Origin of the sequence: Janthinobacterium sp. MP5059B (assembly GCF_001758645.1) — a bacterium.
In the GTDB taxonomy this organism is placed as follows: domain Bacteria; phylum Pseudomonadota; class Gammaproteobacteria; order Burkholderiales; family Burkholderiaceae_D; genus Janthinobacterium; species Janthinobacterium lividum.
In genome coordinates, this window is record NZ_LRHX01000022.1 from 1 (window position 1) to 21,321 (window position 21,321).

The 21,321-nt window shown below is 61.0% G+C and carries 13 protein-coding genes; 7 read left to right on the forward strand and 6 right to left on the reverse strand.

The window, feature by feature from the left end; genetic code table 11:
* The 6 genes from JAB1_RS25910 to JAB1_RS25935 form a co-directional block, all read left to right on the forward strand.
* A partial coding sequence (locus tag JAB1_RS25910; protein ID WP_139144687.1) for a type VI secretion system Vgr family protein occupies positions 1 to 1,593 on the forward strand: 1,593 nt, incomplete at its 5' end.
* An 18-nt stretch (positions 1,594 to 1,611) separates the two neighbouring features.
* Complete coding sequence (locus JAB1_RS25915) at positions 1,612 to 3,906, forward strand: DUF3274 domain-containing protein (protein WP_070282405.1); 2,295 nt, start codon at positions 1,612 to 1,614, stop codon at positions 3,904 to 3,906.
* Positions 3,907 to 3,963: 57 nt separating this feature from the next.
* Positions 3,964 to 5,580 carry a DUF2875 family protein gene (locus tag JAB1_RS29060; protein ID WP_083300007.1) on the forward strand — a complete coding sequence of 539 codons (1,617 nt, stop codon included), beginning with the start codon at positions 3,964 to 3,966 and terminating at the stop codon, positions 5,578 to 5,580.
* Positions 5,581 to 5,593: 13 nt separating this feature from the next.
* Positions 5,594 to 5,860 (forward strand): PAAR domain-containing protein, encoded by a 267-nt coding sequence (locus JAB1_RS25925; RefSeq protein ID WP_070282409.1) that lies wholly within the window; start codon positions 5,594 to 5,596, stop codon positions 5,858 to 5,860.
* A gap of 84 nt (positions 5,861 to 5,944) precedes the next feature.
* Positions 5,945 to 6,607, forward strand: a complete 663-nt coding sequence (locus JAB1_RS25930; protein WP_070282410.1) for a hypothetical protein — start codon at positions 5,945 to 5,947, stop codon at positions 6,605 to 6,607.
* Positions 6,608 to 6,651: 44 nt separating this feature from the next.
* The gene (locus tag JAB1_RS25935) at positions 6,652 to 7,092 is read left to right on the forward strand and encodes a DUF695 domain-containing protein (protein WP_070282412.1); all 441 of its coding nucleotides are present in this window, start codon (positions 6,652 to 6,654) and stop codon (positions 7,090 to 7,092) included.
* Between the two features lie 142 nt (positions 7,093 to 7,234).
* Here JAB1_RS25935 and bla read toward each other — a convergent pair whose 3' ends face one another.
* Both bla and JAB1_RS25945 read right to left on the reverse strand, forming a co-directional pair.
* Positions 7,235 to 8,128, reverse strand: a complete 894-nt coding sequence (bla, locus tag JAB1_RS25940; RefSeq protein ID WP_070282415.1) for a class A beta-lactamase — start codon at positions 8,126 to 8,128, stop codon at positions 7,235 to 7,237.
* Positions 8,121 to 10,796, reverse strand: coding sequence for a PAS domain-containing protein (locus tag JAB1_RS25945; RefSeq protein ID WP_070282417.1), 2,676 nt, complete (start codon positions 10,794 to 10,796; stop codon positions 8,121 to 8,123). Before JAB1_RS25945 ends, bla begins: the two co-directional genes overlap by 8 nt.
* A 517-nt stretch (positions 10,797 to 11,313) precedes the next feature.
* Here JAB1_RS25945 and JAB1_RS25950 point away from each other — a divergent pair.
* On the forward strand, positions 11,314 to 13,545 hold the full coding sequence (locus JAB1_RS25950; RefSeq protein ID WP_070282419.1) for a TonB-dependent receptor: 2,232 nt from the start codon (positions 11,314 to 11,316) through the stop codon (positions 13,543 to 13,545).
* Positions 13,546 to 13,619: 74 nt separating this feature from the next.
* Here JAB1_RS25950 and gluQRS read toward each other — a convergent pair whose 3' ends face one another.
* From gluQRS to JAB1_RS25965, 4 genes are all read right to left on the reverse strand, one after another.
* Positions 13,620 to 14,540 carry a tRNA glutamyl-Q(34) synthetase GluQRS gene (gluQRS, locus tag JAB1_RS25955; protein ID WP_070282421.1) on the reverse strand — a complete coding sequence of 307 codons (921 nt, stop codon included), beginning with the start codon at positions 14,538 to 14,540 and terminating at the stop codon, positions 13,620 to 13,622.
* Positions 14,541 to 14,664: 124 nt separating this feature from the next.
* Positions 14,665 to 14,937, reverse strand: coding sequence for a hypothetical protein (locus JAB1_RS29765; protein ID WP_139144688.1), 273 nt, complete (start codon positions 14,935 to 14,937; stop codon positions 14,665 to 14,667).
* A 101-nt stretch (positions 14,938 to 15,038) separates the two neighbouring features.
* Positions 15,039 to 20,024 carry an RHS repeat-associated core domain-containing protein gene (locus tag JAB1_RS25960; protein ID WP_070282423.1) on the reverse strand — a complete coding sequence of 1,662 codons (4,986 nt, stop codon included), beginning with the start codon at positions 20,022 to 20,024 and terminating at the stop codon, positions 15,039 to 15,041.
* The gene (locus tag JAB1_RS25965) at positions 20,021 to 21,319 is read right to left on the reverse strand and encodes a DUF2169 domain-containing protein (RefSeq protein ID WP_070282425.1); all 1,299 of its coding nucleotides are present in this window, start codon (positions 21,317 to 21,319) and stop codon (positions 20,021 to 20,023) included. Before JAB1_RS25965 ends, JAB1_RS25960 begins: the two co-directional genes overlap by 4 nt.
* Between the last annotated feature and the right edge of the window lie 2 nt (positions 21,320 to 21,321).

The following is a 21,321-nucleotide window of genomic DNA, read 5'->3' on the forward strand; positions in this document are numbered from 1 at the left end:
GTGGACGATGGCCCCTTGCGCATGCATATTGCACTGGCTGCCATACGACGCGGCGTGCCCATCGTTCCAGCCTACGACGCGCGCATCGACCTGCCGCCAGTTCCCATGCAAAGCGCCGTGGTGGTGGGGCCGGCGAATGAAGAAGTCCATTGCGACGCCATGGGCCGTGTCAAGGTGCGCTTTCCCGCCACGCGCAAGCTGGACCATGAGCATGCCGGCGGCACGGGCGCCTCCGACACGGACGCCGATTCGGCCTGGGTGCGCGTCGCGTCGAGCTGGGCAGGGAGCGGACCCGGCAGCATGCAGCAATGTGGCTACTTGGGCTTGCCGCGTGTGGGTAGCGAAGTCCTGCTGGCCTTTCTCGGTGGCGATCCGGACCGGCCCATCATCGTGGGCCAGCTGTACAACCATAGCGCGCAGCCGGTTGCCTTGAGCAAAGCGGGCGACTTGCCCGGCAACCGCTATTTGTCTGGCATCAAGAGCCGCGAAATCAAGGGCACGCGCGCCAATCAATTGCGCTTTGACGATGTGCATGGGCAAATCAATGCCCAGCTTGCCAGCGACCATGGTTCCAGCCAGCTCAACCTGGGATGGCTGACGCAGGACCGGCGCAATGGCCAGGGCGACGCGCGCGGCGAGGGCGCCGAATTGCGCACCGACGAGCAGTTGGCGATGCGGGCGGGCAAGGGCATGCTGATCTCGGCCTGGAAGCGCCTGAATGGCGATGGTAGTCACATGGCACGCAGTGACTATCTGGGCCTGATGGAAAACTGCCTGGAACTGTTTCGCTCGCTGGGCAGCTATGCGGCCACGCATCAGGCACTGGAGCAGGAAGACCAGGCACAGCAGGAGTTGCAGCAAAGCTTGAAAGGCTGGGAAGGCGGCACCAATACGCAGCCCCGTGCCGAACTGGGTGGTGCTGCGGCGATTGCCGTCACGGCGCCTGCCGGCATCAGCTTTGCCAGCTCGAAGGCCATCGTCAGCTACGCCGCCGGCAGCATCGATACGGTGGCGCAGCAGCACTTGCAAGCGGTGGCTGGCCAGCGCTACAGCGTGAATGCGGGCAAGGGCATCTCATTGTTTTCCCATGCGGATGGCATCCGCGCCATCGCCCATCATGGCAAGTTCCTGCTGCAAAGCCAGCATGACGACATGGAACTCAATGCGGCAAAAAGCCTGAAGCTGACGGCCAGCGACGGCAAGCTGACGGGCATGGCCGATGAAATCGTGTTGATTTCCAAGCACGGTGCCTTCATCCGCATCGCCGACGGCATCACCTTTGGCAGCAAGTCGCCGCTGAACTTCCATGCGCCCAACTTTGTCTTCAACGACCCGCAAAGCATGGCAGTGCAATTGCCAAGCTTTGCCGAAGGCAAGGCCGATCAGCAATTCATCTTTCAGTACGAGGGTGAGGATAGTCCCGTCGATGGCGTGCCGCCAGCACCGCAACTGGCGCCGCAGGCGCACTTTGCCGTGAAGCTGGGCGATGGCTCGTCGGCAGATGGACGCAGCGATGGGAGCGGCAAGACGGAGGTGCTGGAGCGCGCGGCAATGCATCTGGCCGCCATCGAAGTGTTCAACAACAAGGATTGATGACGCCAGGAGAGTGCGATGGGCAGCTATCCGAAAGTACCGTACGTCGTGGGTGAGGACGTGGCGATCCTGCATTGCGAACGCAGCGTGTGCAAAAAGGTCAAGATACGCCGCAACCTGCCGGGCAATATTATCGTCATTCACGGCGTCAACGATGTGGGCGTCAGCTACAAGGCGGTGGAACATGGCTTGTGCGAAGGCTTGACGCAAAGGTTGGGGCGCGGCTTTACGCCCGCGTCTTACCGCATGCCCGTGGCGGCGGACAAGGACAAGCTGGAAGACGATCCCGACGCCGTCTTTTTCAAGCGCACCATCGACAAGAATACTAACAGTCCCGTGATTCCATTTTACTGGGGCTACCGTGAAGTGAAGGACAAAATTGATGTCATCAATGGACAGTTTGTTGATCGCTACGGTAACCGCCTGGACAAGGATTTATCCAAGGAAGGCGGGCCGTTCGGCAACGCCACCAGCAGCTTGCCCGACATGTGGCGCCCGGGCATGTATGCACCTGCGGATCCCATGGGCGATGCCTTGCGGCCACTGAGGACGGCGCCCGGGCGTATGTACATGGTGCTGGCGGCGCAGCGCCTGGCCGCACTCATTTCCATGATCCGCGATTATGACGCGGAAGACACTGTCAGCATCGTTGCGCACAGCCAGGGTTGCCTGCTGTCGCTGCTGGCGCAAGCCATGCTGATGGAGAAGGGGTTGGCGCCAGCCGATAATCTGATACTCACGCATCCGCCATACAGTCTGGTGGACAGCCTGCCTCTGCTGATGCGAGGGGCAGCCTGGTTCGATGGCGGCGAAGATGCGGCGATGAAGCCCTATTACCATTTGCTCAGTGGTGCGCAGACCATGGGCGCGCGCCTGAAGACCTTGGTGGGCATAGTTGCCGGCGTGGCGAAGGGCAATGGTCAGGCTTGCAAGCCGTCGTTTGCCGACCTGAAGAAGGACGAACATCGCGGCATGGTGGGCAGCCGCTGGCAGAGTACCGATGACCGCGACAATCGCCGCAAGGTCTATCTGTATTTTTGCCCTGAAGATATGACGGTGGCCCTGGATAACATCCAGGGCATAGGATGGGATGGCGTCCCCGATTATGCGTCGGGAAGTGAATTGATGGAAGAAGAGGAGACATCCAGTCTTGATGGGTACAGTATTTCTTCCGGACATACCAAGATGGTGGAACACAAGCAGATACGCGGCGCGCTGGCGGAACTGGGGGGCAGATTTTATCAGCGCGTATTCAGCGAGAAGACCAGGCTGGATCCGGCCACTGGCAAGACCACGGTTTCATTGGTGGGCAAGCCGCCGCCTTTTGATTTTCCGTTGCGCCTGCCGACGGAAACGGAGCAGTCGCACGTGGAGGTTTCGCTGCGAAAACACCGTGCACAACATCAGGCGGTGGCCTGGCCTGTCAATGCCCGGTTGGGAAAGATGGAGCAGCGCAATGGCATACGCACCATTACGGGCGAAGCATTGAAGCAGCCGGTGGCCGCCGATTTACGCGGCATGTCGCAAATCGATCCTGCGAATATCCCGGCAACGTCCATGATGAGAAACCGTCCTGTTGCCGATCAGGGACCCGCGGAGGAGGTTGATCCTTGCGATGCTACGGTCGCACTGACGAGCGGGACTGGCATGCAGTTACGTAGCGAATATCGTCCTGATCCGGGAGGCTATCAAAAGTTTCCCGAGCGGCTAGAACACCTTAATCCACGAGAGTTGGCATTGATGACGGCAAGCTACAACAAAGAACAGGGACTGCATGTGAAAGACAAGCTTGATCAACGTGAAATCGTGTCCGCGCTACGCTACCCTGACAGCAACGTCGTGGCGAAAATTCAGGAAAGTCCGAACGAGGCGCGCTTGCGCTGGCAGCGCGAGGTCAGTGCCAAATCTTTCCACAGTTCCATTATCGGTAGCGCGAAGAATCATCGCCAAGTGACGGCGTATGACGTGGCCATTGGCAGTGGCAAGGCGTCGTCGGATCCGCAGTTTTATGCGTATCTATGTGCGGTGGCGGATTGGCGGGTGAAGGACTTAAAAAGCAACGAAAAAGGGCGTAAGGGAATACGGATAAAAGATAAATTCATATTGGAGTTTGCTCCCTATTTATCCGTAGAACCTGGATGGAGAAGTGCTGCGATCAATGGCAGCATTGACTATTACAACACTGGGATCTTGCCTGTAGGATTGCCCTTGCTATCAGGGCCGTTGTGGAAAATTGTAGTGTCACAAACAAAAAACATAAAAATAGTGAGTGAAAAAAGCAAAATAAAAGAATTGTCGAAGCCCCGTCGGTAGCAACTTGCTTGGGCCGAATATTGTCTCGCCGGAATTGCAGACCAAAAGGTGATAACTATGATGACGCTTCGTTGGTTGGGAATATCATTAGTTGTTGTAATTTTATTTTTTGGTTTTTTGTGGCTCAATGCCTTATCGAAGAGTCAGGCGCGTGAAATTGCATCCCAGTTGCAGGCGCAACAGCCAACGAAACCTGTGGAACCTAGGCAAGAATACGTGCTGGAAGTGATCGGATTCGGTGTGACGGTGGACAAATACCGTCAGGGAAAATTGTGGGAAACTTTGCAAAAAGGAAGTGCTTATACCAGCATACGCGAACAAGACCCCAAGAAATACCCATGGACGGGTGATGACAAGGATGGGGAGGGCGGCAGTAGGGCCTACGATGCGCTGGAAAATGGCATCAATTCCACTCCGATGAACTGGGGCTTGCCATCCTTCTATGCAGGTACTCCCATCCTCGACCCGGCCGCACAACCGAGCTTGATAGAGCCGATGGCGGGACTCGTGGCTGGCGCTGGTACGGGGGGCATGCCCTTGCATCTATTTTCCGTGGCTTCATGGAAGTTGGATGAACATCCCGATCAATTGCTGATTGATGTTTTTGATTTTTTCGATAAGCATCCTGACGTACCCTACGTCGCCTTACACTCGGAGGACAGCGTTGGCACGCGGGATGGCAACCGGAAGCCAGGTACTGCAAGGAAATTGGTAAACGGATATTTCATTCCAGATATGCCCGATGCCACGGCAGTATTTATCCTTGCGCGCCGAGAGCGAATAGAACCGTTGCGCCCTTTTGTATGGGATGACCCAGCGAATAAATTCGTTAGGGAACAACTCCGTGCCATGTACAACGAACTGATACAATCGCTTCCCTCACGCGAGAAACAGAAACGACCTGACGCCTTCAGCGAACGTCAACCCACCGTCGCCGAATGGCTCGCCGCCGCCGCCACTTTCGCCCAGCGGCCCGATATCCGCGGCGTGGGCTTGCATACCTTCGATAAACTCAATCCCTGGGAAAATCGCCCTCCGCGTGACTGGAAACCGACGCCGTGGTTTCCCATTCCGTGGAACCGGGAACAGATGGAAACCTTCGACCGCCTGCCCTCGTTCGGTTTCGTGCATCGGCCCGTGTTTGTCAAATTTGCGGATGAAGAGGGCAAGCCCGTCACGCGGCGTGACCAGCGCCAGAAGATGTTCAATGCGGGCTGGCAGCAGGCGCTGCAGACCTTGCCGGAAGCGGAGCGCGGCAAGGGGGCGGCGCGCGTCGTGGCAGGGACGGGAAACCAGCCCGAGCAGTTGCTGATGTTGGAAAGCATGCTGCACGACTACGCGTCACAGGGTGGACCGGAAATCGACAGCAGCAAGAGCGCGCAGTTCATCAATACCGACCATCGCCTGGGCAATACCGGTGCGGCGACCTGGTTCATGCAGATGGCCATTGGCGTGATGGGCAGCTATCGCGACGGCGGCGCCAGTGCGGCGATCAATCTGCGCGACAATAATGAAGCGAGCATCATCTTCATCACGCCGCCATCGGAAGCCAAACGCCGGCAGCAGGATGCCAATGGCGATATCTTCCGCAGCCGCGTCACACCTGCCGTCGATGCGGCCAATTACGCGGCGCCATCGGTGGAAGCCATCCTGGAAAGCCAGGCGGGACAATAACTCGGGAGGCTGTATGCGCAAAGTCATCCGTTTGGGCGACGCCACGTCGCATGGCGGCAAGGTGCTCAGTTGTGCCGCCACGCATTTTACGGTCAACGGGATTCCTGTCGCCTGCGTCGGGGATTTGTGCAGCTGCCCCATCAAGGGACATCAGGGCTGCAAGATTGCCGGCGGCTCGTCCCGGCACAGCATCAACGGCATTGCCATCGCCTTCGAAGGGGATACCACCACCTGTGGCGCCAAGTTGCTCGCTGGCGGCGCCACCTTGCGCACCTCCTGACGCCGCGTCCGCCTGCCATTTCCCGGTAACTATATAATCTGCGCTTGGGCGATACCCGCCCTGGACTCAGATTGAAGGAATGCCATGCCAGGTTATTTCGTGCGCCCCTTGGCGCTGTGTGTAGTGTCGGCCATGTGCCTCTCTGCCAGTGCCGCCGAGGCGGTGGCGGTGGATGCGCAGCAGCGCGCGTCCTTGCTGGAATTTTATGCGCAGCAATATCCGGGCGAGCCGGCTGCACGCACCGTGTTCGAGAGCGTGCCGGTGGTCGGTGGCCGTGGCAGCGAAGTGGTGGGCAGCGTGGAAACGTCGCCGTATCGTGGACATGGCGCGCTGTGCCGTACGCAGCGCACCAAGTTCGTGCTGCACGGCGAGGGCAAGCAGGCGCGCTGGCAGGAGGCGGGCATGGAGTATTACGCCTGGCTCGACCGTGGCACCTGCCGCGCGGTGGCCGAACCCGTGCGCATGCTGCAGCGCGTTCCCGATGTCGAGCTGGAAGGCGTGTTGCTGTACCAGAAGCCGCTGCTGGAGCGGGCGCGATTATTGATGGCGGGTAACACGGCCTGTGCCCCGTTGCGGGCGCTGAAGTTTACGCTGGCGGCCGTCGACGTGGGTGCTGCCGCACCGCGTGCCGAAGAGCGCTATGCGCTGGTATTCAAGAGCGACCGCGACAGCTACGCCCGCGTCTGGCTGCGCAAGAGCGGTGCCCAGTATGACGCGTGGAATGTGACTTGCCCGCCAGTGCTGTAGACTGCTCGCCCTTTGCCCGATTTCACTTTTTGACTGTTGCAACCATGAACGAAAACTCCACTTCCGCCCGCAGTTGGGGCACCATCGTCACGCATAGCGACGAGATGGCCATCATCTACCGCTATGTCGACGCCTTCCATGACGACTGGGACCTGTCGTCGCAGCCGGACCGCATCATCATCGCCTGGCGCTACGAGGACGAGACGGGCATGCCCGCACCGAACGAGCGCGAGCACATGGAAGAGCTGGAAGCGGCGCTGGCACCCGTGGTGGAAGAGGACGGCTTCGCCACCCTGGCCCTCGTATCGACGGGTGAAAACCTGCGCGAATGGATTTACTACACGCAGTCGGGCGAAGAATTCTTCAATCGCCTGAACACGGCGCTGGCGCCGCGTCCAAAGTTCCCGATTGAAATCCGCAGCGCGGCTGACCCCGCCTGGTCCACATACGCGGGTTTCATGGCGGCCTTACCCCCAACGACCTGATCAAACCTGCTGCGCGTCGTGATCTGCCGCCTGCGATGCTCACTGCCTCGGCGGCCCCGTGTAAGCACAGTTCCGCTCTCGGCGCAGCGGGGGCGCCGAGCCTCTCTTCCGCTCGCGACGGTTTTATCAGGGTTGGATCTAATCAGACCAACGCGGCCGTCACGATGCGCGTGGCGGCCGTGATGATGTCCTGGTTCGTGTCCGCTTTTTTCTGTTCGCGCGTATAGTACACGGCGATGATCAGCGGCGCGCCGCTGGCCGGGTAGGCCACACCGATGTCATTGACGCTGCCATACGCGCCCGAACCCGTTTTATCCGCCACCTGCCAGCCGGCAGGCACGCCGGCGCGGATGCGTTTGTCGCCCGTCGTGTTGCCGCGCATCCAGGCGTCCAGTTGCTGGCGCTGCGGCGCTGGCAAGCTATTTCCCAATAACAATTGCTGCAAGCTGTGCGCCATCGACGCGGGGCTGGCCGTGTCGCGCACTTCGCCGGGGATGGCGCTATTCAATTCCGTTTCCCAGCGTTCCAGCTGGAACACCGTATTGCCGATGCTGCGCGCATAGGCCGTCACGGCTTGCGGCCCGCCCAAGAGTGTCATCAAGAAATTGGCCGCGCTATTGTCGCTGTACTGCAAGGTGGCGGCGCACAGATCGGCCACGGTCATGCCGTCGGCCAGATGCTTTTCCGTGATGGGCGAATACGTGACCAGGTCTTTTTTCTCGTAACGCACGTGCTGGTCCAGCAAGCCCGGCTGGCTGACGCTGCGGGCCAGCACGGCGGCCGCCAGCATCGCCTTGAAGGTGCTGGCCAGGGGAAATCGTTCGTCGGCGCGATAGGCAACGCGCAGGTCGCTGCCCTGGCGCCAGGCGGCAACGCCGAGGCGTCCGCCGGCGGCTTTTTCCAGCGCGGCCAGTTGTGTCTGTGCTGCGGCGATGCTGGTGGCGGGCGCGGCAAACAGCAGCGGTGCCGGGCACAGCAGGGCGGCGCCGCCGGCCAGCAGGAGGTTGCGGCGGATGTGGTTCAGGGATTCAGTCATGGTTTGTAGGAGTTTTGGGAGTGGGAAGGGCGGCCAGCAGTTCGCCGATGGCGAGCAGGTTGGCCGGTTTGGTCAAATGGTGGTCGAAGCCGGCCGCGCTCGATTGACTGCGGTCGTTTTCGGCGCCCCAGCCCGTCAATGCCACGAGCACGACGTTGGCGCCGGCCGGTATCCGGCGCAGCGCGCGCGCCACTTCATAGCCGCTCATGCCGGGCAGGCCGATATCGAGGAATATAACGTCTGGCAGGAATTGCGGCACCAAGGCCAGGGCTTGCGCGCCATCGTGGGCCACTTGCGCGGCATGGCCCATCATGTCGAGCACGGCGGCGAGGGTATCGGCTGCATCGACATTGTCGTCGACCACCAGCACGCGGAAGTGCGGGCCGCTGGTGGTGTTGGCAGGCGCAGCCAGTACGGCAGGTGCCTTCGCTTCCTCCTCCAGCAGTGGCAGGCGCACGCTGAAGGTGCTGCCCAGGCCGGCGCCTGGACTGGCCGCCGTGGCGCTGCCGCCATGCAACTCGGCCAGGCGCCGCACCAGCGACAGGCCGATGCCCAGGCCGCCCTGAGCCCTGCCCATGTTCTGCCCCACCTGCGTAAACATGTCGAAGACGGTAGCCAGCGATTCGGCGGGAATGCCCACGCCGCTGTCTTTGACTTCAATCAATGCCTCGTTGCCATCGCGTAAGGCGCGCAAGCTGATGTGGCCGCCGGCGGGCGTGTACTTGGCGGCATTGTTGAGCAAATTGCCCAGCACTTGCGCCAGGCGCGTGGGGTCGGCCTCAAGCGGCAGCGCCTCTTCAGCAAGTTGCACCTGCAACTGGTGGCGGCCCGCTTCGATCAGCGGCATGCTCGTTTCCACGGCGCCCGCGATGATGGTTTTCAAGTCCGCGCGTTCCAGCTTGAGTTCGATCTGGCCCCGCGTGATGCGGGCCACATCCAGCAAATCATTGACCAGATGCACCATCTGATTGACTTGCCGCTCCATCACGTCGCGCACGCGCGCCACGGTGGCGGGCTTGTCGGCGGCCAGGCGCATGATTTGCAAGCCGTTGCGGATGGGCGCCAGCGGGTTGCGCAGTTCGTGCGCCAGGGTGGCGAGGAATTCCGTCTTGCGCCGGTCCATTTCGGACAGGTTGTCGGCCAGCTGGCGCAATTGCTGCTCAGAACGCTTGCGCTCGCTGATGTCGCTGAACAATACCGTCAGCAGGCGGCTGCCGGGGCCGCCCAGGCGCGCGGCGAAGACTTCGAACCAGCGCTCCATGGCCACGGCTTCGTTTTCGTAGCGCACGGGCTCGCCGGTCTTGACGACCTGGTCGTACATGTCGAACCAGTGCTGGTCGTGGTCGGGCACGAAGCTGCGGATGGTCTTGCCGATGGCATTGTCCAGTCCCGATTGCTTGACGAAAGCGGGATTGCCTTCCAGATAGCGGAAATCGACAGGGCGGCCTTGCTCGTCGTACAGCATTTCGATGACGCAAAAGGCCTGGTCCATCAGCTCGATCAGGGTGCGGTAGCGTTCCTCGCTGCGGCGCAGCGCATCTTCCACCTGTTTCTGGCGCGTAATGTCGAGCAGGACGCCTGGCAATTGCAGGGGCGTGCCATCGGGCGCGTATTCGGCACGGCCCCGCGCGATGACCGAGCGGTACTGGCCGTCGCCGTCGCCGACGCGGTAACTGGCCTCGAACGGCGTGTGCGCGTGCAATGCCTGGGTAATCTGCGCGCTGACTTGCTCGCGGTCGTCGGGATGGATGATGTCCAGGTAGCGCGCCAGCGGCGCCGCCGTAGCCGCGTCGGCATTGACGGGGAACAAGCGTGCCATATTGCTGTCGGCCGTGACCCGGTCGGCAACGATATCCCAGTTCCAGGTGGCCACTTCGCCGGCCGCCAGGGTCAGGCGCAGGGTCTCCTCGTTTTGCTTGCTGGTCGTCAGGTCGAGCGAGATGCCGGACAGGGCGATCACGTTGCCGGCGCCATCGCTGGCGCAGGTGCCGCGCATGTGCGCCCAGTGCAGTGAACCATCGGGCCAGCGCACGCGGATGTCGATTTCGAAATCGCTGGCGCTGGCGATGGCGGCGTGCACCACCGTCTGCCAGTGCTGCAGGTCGCCGTCGAGCATGGCGCCCGTCAGTTGCGCGTAATCGATGCGGCTGTCCGGCGGCAAGCCCAGATTGGCCTTGAAGGCGTCGGAGCCGGCCATGCTGCCGCTGCCCAGGTCGATCTCCCACGTGCCCATGCGGCCGCCCTGCATGGCCAGGCGCAGCCGCTGTTCCGTCTGCCGTTGCTGCGTCACGTCGCAATGCGAGCCCAGCCATTCAACGATGCTGCCGTCGGGCGCCAGCACGGGCAGCATGCGCACGAGCATGTTGCGGTAGCTACCGCTGACGTGGCGCAGCCGGTATTCCGCTTCGAACACGCTGGTCAGGTGCGATGGCATGACGTACGGCAAGTTGCGGTCGTCCGGATGCAGGGCATTGACCCAGCCGCGGCCCAGCAGTTCAGCCTCGGTCTGGCCTGTGAAGGCGCGCCAGGATGGCTGGTCGGCGTCGAACTGGCCGAAGGTTTTCGTGCTCCAGACGATGTCGCAATGGGCGCTCAGCAGTAAATGCGCCGCCTGGGCGGCGACGGTGGAGGACGGGGCGGCGTTGCTGGGCTGGCTGGGTTCTGGCATGGAGGTTATGGACGATGGTGCAGGGGGCCCCGCCGCACCGGAATGGGGCGGCCTGGCAACTCAATTCTGGCGATATTACAACTATTTATACGCTCTGGGCTGTCTTGCAGGACGCCGTTTCCACTTTCTCAGGGTTGGCGAAAAAATCGCGCCAGGCGGCAAGTGATCGGGGGAAATAGCAAGGAAATAGCAAGACAAGGGCGCTATTGTGGCTGAATAACCACTAGTCGGCGCATTATGTTGATGAATGAATATTTTACATAACAATATTCTTGCAGCGTATAAGGCGCTTGAATTAAATTGGCGCCTTACTCAAAAGTTGGTGTTCATCAGACATCCCAGAGATGCGGCCAGACCGCTGTCGGCTTGGACGACAGCCAGGGCAGAGCCAGTGACGCCATGGGCGGAGAAACATCCGCTCGCGCTGCTGCACCGTGATGGTGCAGACGATCATCCAGCGCCGTACATAACCCGGAGACAGGTTTCGCAATTCTTTTTTAAACTTCTGGGAAACAACATGATCAAGATGTCCAAGATGCACAAGCGTTTGTGCGCCAAAAGCGCTGCTATGCTGGCACTGTCCGCTGCCTTGCCTATCGGCTCGGCTTATGCTGATGAAGTCGCTGCTGATACGACCCCTGCCGCCAGCCAGCTGGAAACCGTGACCGTGACGGCGCAGCGCCGCAAGGAAAATATCCGCGACGTGCCCGTCTCCGTGTCGCTGCTGCGCGACGAGAAGCTCGACGTGCTGGTGTCCAGCGGACAAGACATTCGCGTACTGGCCGGTAAAGTGCCGAGCCTGAACGTGGAATCGTCGAATGGCCGCACCTTCCCCCGCTTCTACATCCGCGGCTACGGCAATACCGACTTCAACATTTTTGCATCGCAACCTGTTTCCCTGATTTACGACGACGTCGTGCAAGAAAATCCGATCCTCAAGGGCTATCCGATTTTCGACGTGGCTGGCGTGGAAGTGTTGCGCGGCCCGCAAGGCACCTTGTTCGGCCGCAATACGCCTGCCGGCGTGGTCAAGTTCGAATCCGTGAAGCCGAACCTGGACAAGGTTGAAGGCTACTACAACGTTTCCGCCGCCACGCACAACACGACCAACTTCGACGGCGCCGTCAACGTGCCGCTGAGCAAAGAATGGGCGCTGCGCTTCTCGACCCTGCGCCAGCACCGCGACGATTACGTGGACAACACCTTTACGGGCCAGAAAAACGCGCTGGACGGCTACAACGAACACGCCGAGCGCGTGCAACTGCTGTACGCACCGAACACCACCTTCAATGCCCTGTTTAATGTGCACCAGCGCAACACCACGGGCAGCGCGCGCGTCTTCTACGCCAACATGATCAAGCAGGGCACGAACGACATCGTCGACGGTTTCGACCCGAACAAGTCGTTCACGAATGCGCCGAACTTCCAGCGCCTGCGCACCAACGGCGCCAGCGCCCGCCTGAGCTGGGACCTGGACGGTATTAAACTGTACTCGATCACGGGCTTTGAACAGGTCGGCAATTACGTGTCGCATGGCGATATCGACGGCGGCACGCCGACGGGTCCAGGCTTCATTCCTTTCCAGGTTGAAACGGCTGGCGGCATCACCAGCGTGAAACAATACTCGCAAGAATTCCGTGCCGAATCGAAGAATGCCGGTCCCCTCAACTGGCAGGCAGGCGTGTACTACTTCAACGAAGATGCCAACGGTTTCACCGACAACTTCGATACCAACACGCATGTGCTGACCACGCACCTGGCCAGCCGCCAGAAGAACTCGGCCTGGGCAACGTTTGGTTCCGTCAACTACGCCGTCAGCGATGACTTCATGCTGCGCGCCGGCTTGCGCTACACCAAGGACAAGAAGGATTTCAACACGGTGGAAGCGACCAACATCGTGCAGGTCAACCCGACCAGCGCCGATGTCAGCAAAGCCAAGGTCAACTGGGACTTGAGCGGTACCTATAAATACAACAAGGACGTGAACTTCTACGGCCGTGTCGCTACCGGTTTCCGCGCGCCAAGTATCGCCCCGGCCAGCACCAGCGTGCCTGTCACCGTGGCCGATGCTGAAACGATCACCTCGTTCGAAGCGGGCATCAAGGCCGACCTGTTCGAGCGCCGCGCCCGCGTTGCCTTCAGCCTGTACAACTACCAGGTGAAGAACCAGCAATTGACGGTCGTTGGCGGCACCTCGAACGTGACGCGCTTGATCAATGCAGCCAAGACGAATGGCCGTGGCGCCGAGCTGGAACTGGAAGGTTTTGTCACGCCTAGCCTGAAGATGTCCCTGGGCGGCAGCTACAACTTCACGGAAATCAAGGACCCGAGCCTGTCGATCGCCACTTGCGCTCAAACGCGTTGCACCGTGACCGATTCGCTGACCACCGGCAACCGTGCCATCATCGACGGCAATCCATTGCCGCAAGCGCCGAAGTGGACGATCACCGCCACGGGCCGTTATTCGATCCCGATGGAAAACGGCGAATTCTTCGTCTTCACGGACTGGGCATACCGCAGCAAGATCAACTTCTTCCTGTATGAAGCAACCGAGTTCACCGGCAAGCCGATGGTCGAAGGCGGCTTGCGCGTAGGCTACACCTGGGATGCCGGCAAGTATGAAGTGGCCGCTTTTGGCCGCAACATCACCGACACCCAGCGTATCACGGGCGCCATCGACTTCAACAACCGCACGGGCTTCATCAATGAGCCACGTCAGTTTGGGGTGCAATTTAAAGGCAACTTCTAATTGCCAGACTTCAGGCGCCGGCCATGTGCTGGCGCCTGCATTGCAACCCGCCCGGTTCGCCGCGGCGGTTTTTTTTATGCCCGCTCGGGAAGTTGCACCAGCCGCTGTGCCCAGGCGGGAATGGCTTGCTGCCAGAAATCTTCCACCTTGTCGGCGCGCACGTCGAGTCCCAGGAAGCGGGCCGCAGGCTGCAGCGCCGACGCCAGAAGGTCGGCAGCATTGCTTGCCGTATCGAAGGCGAGGGCGCCCGTCTGCTTGGACAGTTTTTCGCCGCTGTCGTTCGTGACGACGGGCACGTGCAGGAAGCCGGGATGCGGCAAGCCCAGCACGTCCTGCAGATACAGCTGGCGCGGCGTGGAATCGAGCAAGTCCGCGCCGCGCACCACCTGCGTGATGCCCTGCGCGCCATCGTCGACCACCACGGCCAGCTGATACGCCCAGTAGCCATCGCCGCGCAGCACGATGAAGTCGCCTACTTCACTGGCCAGATCCTGCCGCTGCGGACCCGCCCAGCGGTCGGCAAACGCGTACACCGCATCGGTATCCTGCGGCACCCGCAGCCGCAAGGCCCGCGCCGCCTTGCCCGGCGCCAAGCCGTGGCGGCAGGTGCCCGGATACACGGCGGCCCCACCCTTGGGGCCTCCCGCCTGCAGTACCGAATCCTGGATCTCCTTGCGCGAACAGCCGCACGCATACACGAGGCCATCGTCCTGCAACTGCTTCAGCGCCGCCTCGTACAGCGGCAAGCGCTTGCTCTGCCACGTCGCCTCGCCATCCCAGTGCATGCCACAGCGCTGCAGGCTGGCCAGGATACCCAGATCGGCACCCTCGACATTGCGGTCATAGTCCAGATCCTCGATGCGCAGCAGCCACGTTCCTTGATGCACCTTCGCGTCGAGATAACTGGCCATGGCGGCAACGAGCGAGCCCATGTGCAGAGGGCCGGAGGGGGAGGGGGCGAAGCGGCCGATGTAGGGGGAGGTGGGAGAGGGCATGCGTGGATGTCGTATTTGGATCTGATGTGCTGATTGTGTCGCTGAATGGCCTGTCTTAAGGCAGTCAATGCGAAGTATGGTTCAGCTTGAAAACCAAGTCAAACAGTTAAGAATCTTATTGATGTCATCTATGATAATTTGACTTGATAATTTCTTTTGTTTTTTTTGAAATGGTATAGGTGATGGATCTTCCTAAAGATGTTTTTCCACCTAGTATTTTTTCTCCTGGTGAGAAATTTGGTACGAAGGTTATTTCAATATCTTCGTTGTTGTCTTGGATGTAGATTTCGAAATCGGAAATATTTTTTTGCATTTTTTTGAATTCATCAAAAGCTATAAGTAATATTTCAAATTTTTTTCCGGAAATTTTTTCTTCTGAGTTTTCTGTGTTGGACATATATTTTTTCACATTCGTATTTTGATCGGGAAAATTTTTTGAAATACTTTGATGGCTGATAAATTCTAGGTTAAGTGCAAAAAAACAAGATATGATTTTTCTCATAGCGTATAGGTGATTCCACTCTTCGAATTATATCCTTTGAATACGCCACTTGGAGTGCCTACGTATCCTCGATACTCTGTTTTTCCTTGGCCGCTCAATTTTGCTGCATTTTTATCTGCTGGGGAAAAATCGTTGCTGTTGAAGTAATCATTTTCTTTTGTTGTTGGTGTTCCATCTCTTTTTGAATAATTTCCGTGCGTATGCCAATATCCTGTTTCTTCACAATTCTTGGAAATTTTTTTCCCACTCCAGGGATCTACTCCATCAAGATCGCCTCGCGTCGCTTTTGTGAAATCGTATTTTCCATTTTTACCTTTGTAAATTAGCCCACCATACTCAAGATTGTCTCGAATTGACTTTGAATTGTAGCGAGTTAACGCTGCTCGGGCAGCTCCGTCAGCACTGGAGAACCGGCCACCGATACAACAGGTATTACATTTTTTTTGTAGTCCGAGTGGATCAATCCACATCGTGGGGTTAGGGGCGTAGGTATACAAATTAACCCCGCCAGAGAGTCCCACTGGATCCTGACTGAGATATCTTGAAGTTTCAGGTTCGTAATAGCGATACCGGTTGTAAAACAGTCCAGTCTCTTGATCCTCATACTGCCCCTGAAACCGCAGCGGCTGCTCAATTTCTCCCTCGACGTGCAGCAAGCGCCCCCAAGCCTTGTAGCGCCCGCTCCAGACCAGGTTCCCTTGCGCATCCGTCAGCTCGCGCGGCGTGCCCAGGTGATCGCAGTGGTAGTGGGTGATGCGGTCGTGTGCTGCCGCGCCGTCGGCTGCCGCCTGGGTACGCTGCCATGCCGATACATGCTGCGCTTCGGTGTCCGCCTGTTCTTGCGTAATGGCTGCCTGGAGTTCGGTGTCGTGCCGGGAGGCAGGTAAATCCCATTGCGCGATGCGCGGCAGATGGACGGCGCTTGCCTGGCGACAGGCTGGCGAACCGATCCTGGCCAGCGGCACGAAGCTGTCCGGCTCGTACAGGTATGTGACCGTCTCGTCGCGCCCAAGTTCCTGCGCCAGCGTGTCGCCATCCCAGACGAAGAACGTGCTGCTGCTACCGCAGTGGGCGGGCTGGTCTTTGGTGATGTCCTGCTGCTTGCTCCAGCGTGCCTCCTCGACGCGTTTGGCGATGCGGCGGCTGAAGGCGTCATAAAAGTAGCGGGCGCGGTGGCGCGATTGGCGTTCCGTTCGGGTGGCATGGCTGAGGCGGTTTTCGGCGTCGTATTCAAGCTCCAGGTCGCTCCAGCTCCACTCCCTGCCCGGCGGATGGAAGCGCTTGGCGGTGGCATTGCCTTGTTCGTCGTAGTCGTATTCGGTATTGCTGTAGCGTTTCAGTACGTTGCCGGAGGCGGGAGCCGTGTCGACCAGATTGCCTGCCGGGTCGAAGGCGAAGTGTTCGGCCAGGCCGGGTTGCACGGCGGACAGCAATTGGCCGATGGGGTCATAGGCGTAACGCAGTTTGCCGAGCGGGCCGGTGACCGTAGTGCCTGTCTGCGAGATGGTGCGCAAGTTGCCCTGCGCATCGTAGTCGAAGCACCGCTCGCGCACGGGGACGGGCGCGTCGGCGCCGCGTGCCAGGGTCAGCCGGGTGAGGCGCGATTGCGGGTCGTACTGGCGCGTGGCCAGCAAGCCGCTGGTGCCCAGCTGCCGCTGCTTTTCGCGGTGCAGTTTGTCGCGTTCGACATCGACCACGGTCTTGCCATGCCACAGCACGCCATGCCAGTGGCCGGAGCCGTAGCGCAGGGTGTCGACGCGGCGTCCGTTCGGCAGGACGGTCTGGATACGGTTGCCCAGTTCGTCATAAGAGTGCGTCATGACAAAGCTGGCGTCCGGCGCGCGCGGGGTATTCGGCAGCCTGGCCGCTTCGGGCAGCGTTTGCAAAAAGCAGGCGCTGCGTTCTTCGATCAGTTGGCCCAGCGCATCATGGAAGAAACGCTGTTCGGCTTGTGGCGCGGAGACGGCCGTCAGGCGGCCCAGCGCATCGTAGGCGTAGCGAACCGCACCGTCCGCCGTGGTCTTGACTTGCAACAAACCGAGCGCGTCGCGCAGCAACTGCGTGCGCTGGCTGCCGCACTCGGTGGCAGTGAGGTTGCCGGCCGGGTCATAGCTGTAGTGCGTGCGCTTGCCGTCGAAGCCCGTTTCCGACGTCAACCAGCCTTCCGCATGATATGCGAGCCGGTAGCTTTCGCCCTTGGCGTTGATCAATTCTGTCAGTTGCAGCGCAGCGTCGTAGCGATACTGCAAGGTCTGGCCGATGGCGTCCGTGCGCTCCACGGGCAAGCCCTGGCCGTTGTAGCGGTAGCGTGTCTGCTGACCGGCCGCATCGACGTGCAAGACCAGATTGCCGTCCCCATCGTAGGCATATTGCTCCCGAGTCTGATCGGGCGCCGTGAGGCGGATCAGGCGGCCCAGCGCATCATATTCGTAGCGGGTGGCATGGCCGAGCGCATCGCGGGCCGCTTCCAGCCGCCCCAGCGCATCGTAGGCGAATTCGCTGGTGTGGCCGGAGCAATCCGTGTAGCTGGTGAGCCAGCCCTGACGGTTGTACTGGAAATGTTTGCTGCCGCCCCTGGCGTCGATCTGTTCCACCAGCTGGCCGCGCGGGTCGTAGCGGTAGCGCGTGACGTGGCCCAAGGCGTCCGTGATGCTGACGGGGCGGCCTGCAGCATCGTAGTCGCGGCGTGTGGTGTTACCCAGCGGATCCGTGAAGGCGACGGGCTGGTTCTGGCTGTCGTAGTCGATGCTGCTGCTGTGTCCTTTGGCATCGGTGCTGCGGGTCAGGTTGCCGGCCGCATCGTAGGCGTAGCGCATGGCGGCGCCGTTGGCATCGATATCGGCCAGCAACATGCCATCGCGGTCCCACTCGCGCCGGCCCAGCGAGGCAGCCTTGCCGTCGAGCACGCGGCGCACTTCGGTGGCCAGCCAGTTGGCGTCGAAGGTGTACTCAAGGACGCCGCCGTTTTCCATGACGCGGCTGGTGTCGTTGTCCACGTAATCGATGCGCGTGTGCTCGCTGCCATCGCACGCCCGCGTGGCGATGGCGCGCGCCTGGTAGCTGTTGGCCAGGGTCACGGGATGGTGCTGCGGCAGCTCCTGCTCGCTCAGCGGCGATCCGCTCCAGCGGGCGCGCAGCGCGTCCAGGCTGATCCATTCCAGCTCGTACGTAAAACCCGTGTAGCTGCCGCACGACGTGAGCAGGTGGTGGCGATAGCTGTAGCGGCGCGTGTCGCCCAGCGCATTCGACTGGCTGACCAGGTTGTGGCGGGGCGGGAAGGGCGGCTGCGTCTCGTTTGTTTCGGCTGCGTATCCGTAGCGTACGTGGCAGAGGCGGCCGCCGTCGGGCAATATCTCGTCGATGCTGCCGATGTGGATGGCCTTTTCCGCTTCCCCGCGCATGGCTTCGAGCACGTCGCCATCGTCGCTGCGCAGGCGCAGCAGCACGTCGCCCGGCTTGGCATCGATCAAGCGGTCGATGCTGATGCCGCGCCCATCGCGTCCCTCGCTACGCACGAGTGCAAAGCGTTGCGTGGCGACGGGAGCGGACGGGACCAGCATGGCGTTGACGCCGTCGTAGCCGTGCGGCAGCCAGCCGCCTTCCGCGCGCGCAAAGCGGTCGACGCTGCCATCGCGCCACAGCAGGCTGAAGCTGTCGGCATTGTCGTGCGTGAGCGTAAAACCTTCCTTGCGGTTGTCGTGTTGCTGACCCGGTTCCAGGCCAGGCAGGCGCAGGGCGCGGCCGCTGTCGTCGTGGTAGACGATGCCGGCATCGCATAGCGACAGGCTGGTGGTGTAGGGCGTGGACCAGCGCGCGCCCAGCAAGCCCCAGTCTTCGCATTCGGCACCGGAGCGGTAACAGCGCGTCCAGGCGATGGGGATGCTGCGTTCGAGCGCGAAATCCGTCTGGTACAGGATTTCCTGGCCCGTGCCGAAATGCACGGGCTTGCGGCCCTTGACGGGTTTTTTCGCGGGGCCGCTATCCTTGGGGCAGCAGTCGGACGGCGGCTCCGATTTCGGCTCCTTCCTGCCACGGCTCTTGCCGTCGTCGCCGCCGTTTTTCGGGGGCGGTTTGTCGAGTTTTGGGGGCGGTTTGTCCGGTTTTTTGCCGACCAGCTTTTCCTTGACCTTGTCGATGGTCGGCGCCGCCTTTTTGCCGAGGAACTTGCTCAGTATTTTCCCACCCGGAACCTTGCTGAACACCGCCGTTTGCAATACTGTGCCTGCAGCATTCGTGACGATGTCTGCGGCCGTATTGAGTAAGTCAGGTGTCTTGCCTGTCAATATGTAGTCGGCTGCCTGGTCGAGCACCGTGGCCGATGCGTTCATGGCCGTGCCTGTCGCAACGGTCGCCGTGCCGGCCACAGCGCCCGCTGCCGCGCCCGCTTCCATCGCGGCGGCAGCGGGGGCGCCGACTCCCGTTGCCGCAACGCCCACTCCGGCAACGCCCAGCACGGCGCTGCCTGTCAGGACGTTGCCGCCCACGTCTACCAGATCTTCGGCGGCGCCGTGCATTTTCCTGGAGCCGTGATCCTTGTAATCCTGTGCCGCTTCCCGTATCGCCGCTCCCAGTTCCTTGAGCACGGGCTTGGCCGCCTCCCCGCCCCGCTCATAAATCTTGCCCACGGTATTGCGCGAATTCATCCATACTTCGCGCCCCATCTGCACCAGGTAGGCGCCGTTGGCGCGGTGGATGCTGCTGGCGACCTTGGTGTCGACCTGCTTGCCGACGGTGCCGCTCTTGACGCCGCCCGCCTTGCCGGCCGCATCGCCCTTGACGGTGGGAATGATGCTGCGCTGGTGCAGGATGACGGGCTCGCTGTGCGACTTGACGTTGGGCGAAGCGTTCTGCGTATCCGCAAATTCGCCGGTGATGCTGTAGGGAATGGGGGGCGTGCTGGAGCCGACGGGCGTCTTGCAAATGTCGGGGCTGAGGCTGACGCAATAGAAACGCGCCGACTTGGTGACGGTTTCATTCGTCATGGTTTCTTGCCTTGCCCGGCGGCTTCGCTTAGCGCTTCCTGCGCCTGCTCCAGCAGTTCGATGCGGGCGATCTGCGCCGGCTTCATCACGTGCAGCAGGCGCGACGCGACCTGGCCCGCGTCGGCCGGCACGATGGCGCGCCAGACCAGTTCCACGCTGGTCGCCTCAGGGTCGACCAGCACCGTATCGATGGCCAGGCGCCAGACGAGCAACTGGTCGTTCCTGTCCGCCAGCAGCAGGCACAGCACTTGTCGCGGCAGGGCGAAGCGCAGCACGGTGTTGCCGAGCGGGTCGATGCGGGCCGAGCGATGGTCGTGACGGCACAGATTGGTCAAGGTGACTTGTTCCAGTCCCGCCAGATGCGGGCACTGCTGGTCGGGCGGCGTGCTGTTCCAGTAGGCAAAATCGAAGTCTTCCGGCAACGTGGGGACTTCATCGGCATCCCATTTGTCCTTGATTGCGATGTGACCCGCCAGCGCGCGGCGCGGCAGCCAGCCACGGCCGATAGCTGCCAGCCCAGCCGGTGCTGGCAGCTCCTTGCCGCCCGCGCCTTGCCAGAACTGGTCGGCCGTGCACGGCTGCGACGGCTGCGTGATGCGGGGCGCGGGCACCTCATTGATATGCTGCGCATCGAGGTACCAGTGGCGCGCAAAGCCCCGCCCCAGCGGATTGGCCTGGCAAGAGTCATGCGCCGCCGCGTTGCAGTCATCGGCCTCGATGCGGCATTGACCGCCATATGCGTAGGCATAGTGCAGCGGCAATTGCTGGAATGGTTCTGGCGCCGACAGGTGCCAAGGGTTGGGCCGCAGCAAGCCCACGGCGCCGATGCGGATGCAGCCCTGCGCCAGGCGCGTGAGGACGGCTTTCTTGCGGAAAGCGCGTTCGCCACTCACTTGCAGAGTCTTGTCGATCAGGGTTTTCTTTTCCGACTGCACTTTCAGGTTGACGAGAAATTGCGGCATCGCTTGCCCGCGCGGTGCGTGCGCCACGCCATTGACGATCACGTCGCAACGCGGCTTGTAGGGCGCGAAGTCGCTCTCCTGCACGGTGCCCGCCTGCGTGTCGCCATCCAGGTGCCGGTCTTCCGTGGCCAGCGGCGATGGCCGTGCCATGGGCAGCAGGCTGGCCAGGCCGTCCGCGCCGCAGGGACCAAGCGTGTAGCCCATACGCGCCACCACCACGTGGAAGGCTGCGCCAAACTGGTCGACGATGTCGAACTGGCTGGCCGCATGCGGCGTGCGGTTGTCGAAAAGCAGGTTGGGAATGTTGAAATGGGCTGTGCCGGCGTCGTTCATCG

Bases quoted from the DNA above. Each gene is read 5' to 3' on its own strand.
- JAB1_RS29765 (WP_139144688.1), bottom strand. From the start codon at position 14,937: ATGTCCAACACAGAAAACTCAGAAGAAAAAATTTCCGGAAAAAAATTT.
- JAB1_RS25930 (WP_070282410.1), top strand. From the start codon at position 5,945: ATGCCAGGTTATTTCGTGCGCCCCTTGGCGCTGTGTGTAGTGTCGGCC.
- JAB1_RS25950 (WP_070282419.1), top strand. From the start codon at position 11,314: ATGATCAAGATGTCCAAGATGCACAAGCGTTTGTGCGCCAAAAGCGCT.
- JAB1_RS25945 (WP_070282417.1), bottom strand. From the start codon at position 10,796: ATGCCAGAACCCAGCCAGCCCAGCAACGCCGCCCCGTCCTCCACCGTC.
- bla (WP_070282415.1), bottom strand. From the start codon at position 8,128: ATGACTGAATCCCTGAACCACATCCGCCGCAACCTCCTGCTGGCCGGC.
- gluQRS (WP_070282421.1), bottom strand. From the start codon at position 14,540: ATGCCCTCTCCCACCTCCCCCTACATCGGCCGCTTCGCCCCCTCCCCC.
- JAB1_RS25935 (WP_070282412.1), top strand. From the start codon at position 6,652: ATGAACGAAAACTCCACTTCCGCCCGCAGTTGGGGCACCATCGTCACG.
- JAB1_RS29060 (WP_083300007.1), top strand. From the start codon at position 3,964: ATGATGACGCTTCGTTGGTTGGGAATATCATTAGTTGTTGTAATTTTA.
- JAB1_RS25925 (WP_070282409.1), top strand. From the start codon at position 5,594: ATGCGCAAAGTCATCCGTTTGGGCGACGCCACGTCGCATGGCGGCAAG.
- JAB1_RS25965 (WP_070282425.1), bottom strand. From the start codon at position 21,319: ATGAACGACGCCGGCACAGCCCATTTCAACATTCCCAACCTGCTTTTC.
- JAB1_RS25915 (WP_070282405.1), top strand. From the start codon at position 1,612: ATGGGCAGCTATCCGAAAGTACCGTACGTCGTGGGTGAGGACGTGGCG.
- JAB1_RS25960 (WP_070282423.1), bottom strand. From the start codon at position 20,024: ATGACGAATGAAACCGTCACCAAGTCGGCGCGTTTCTATTGCGTCAGC.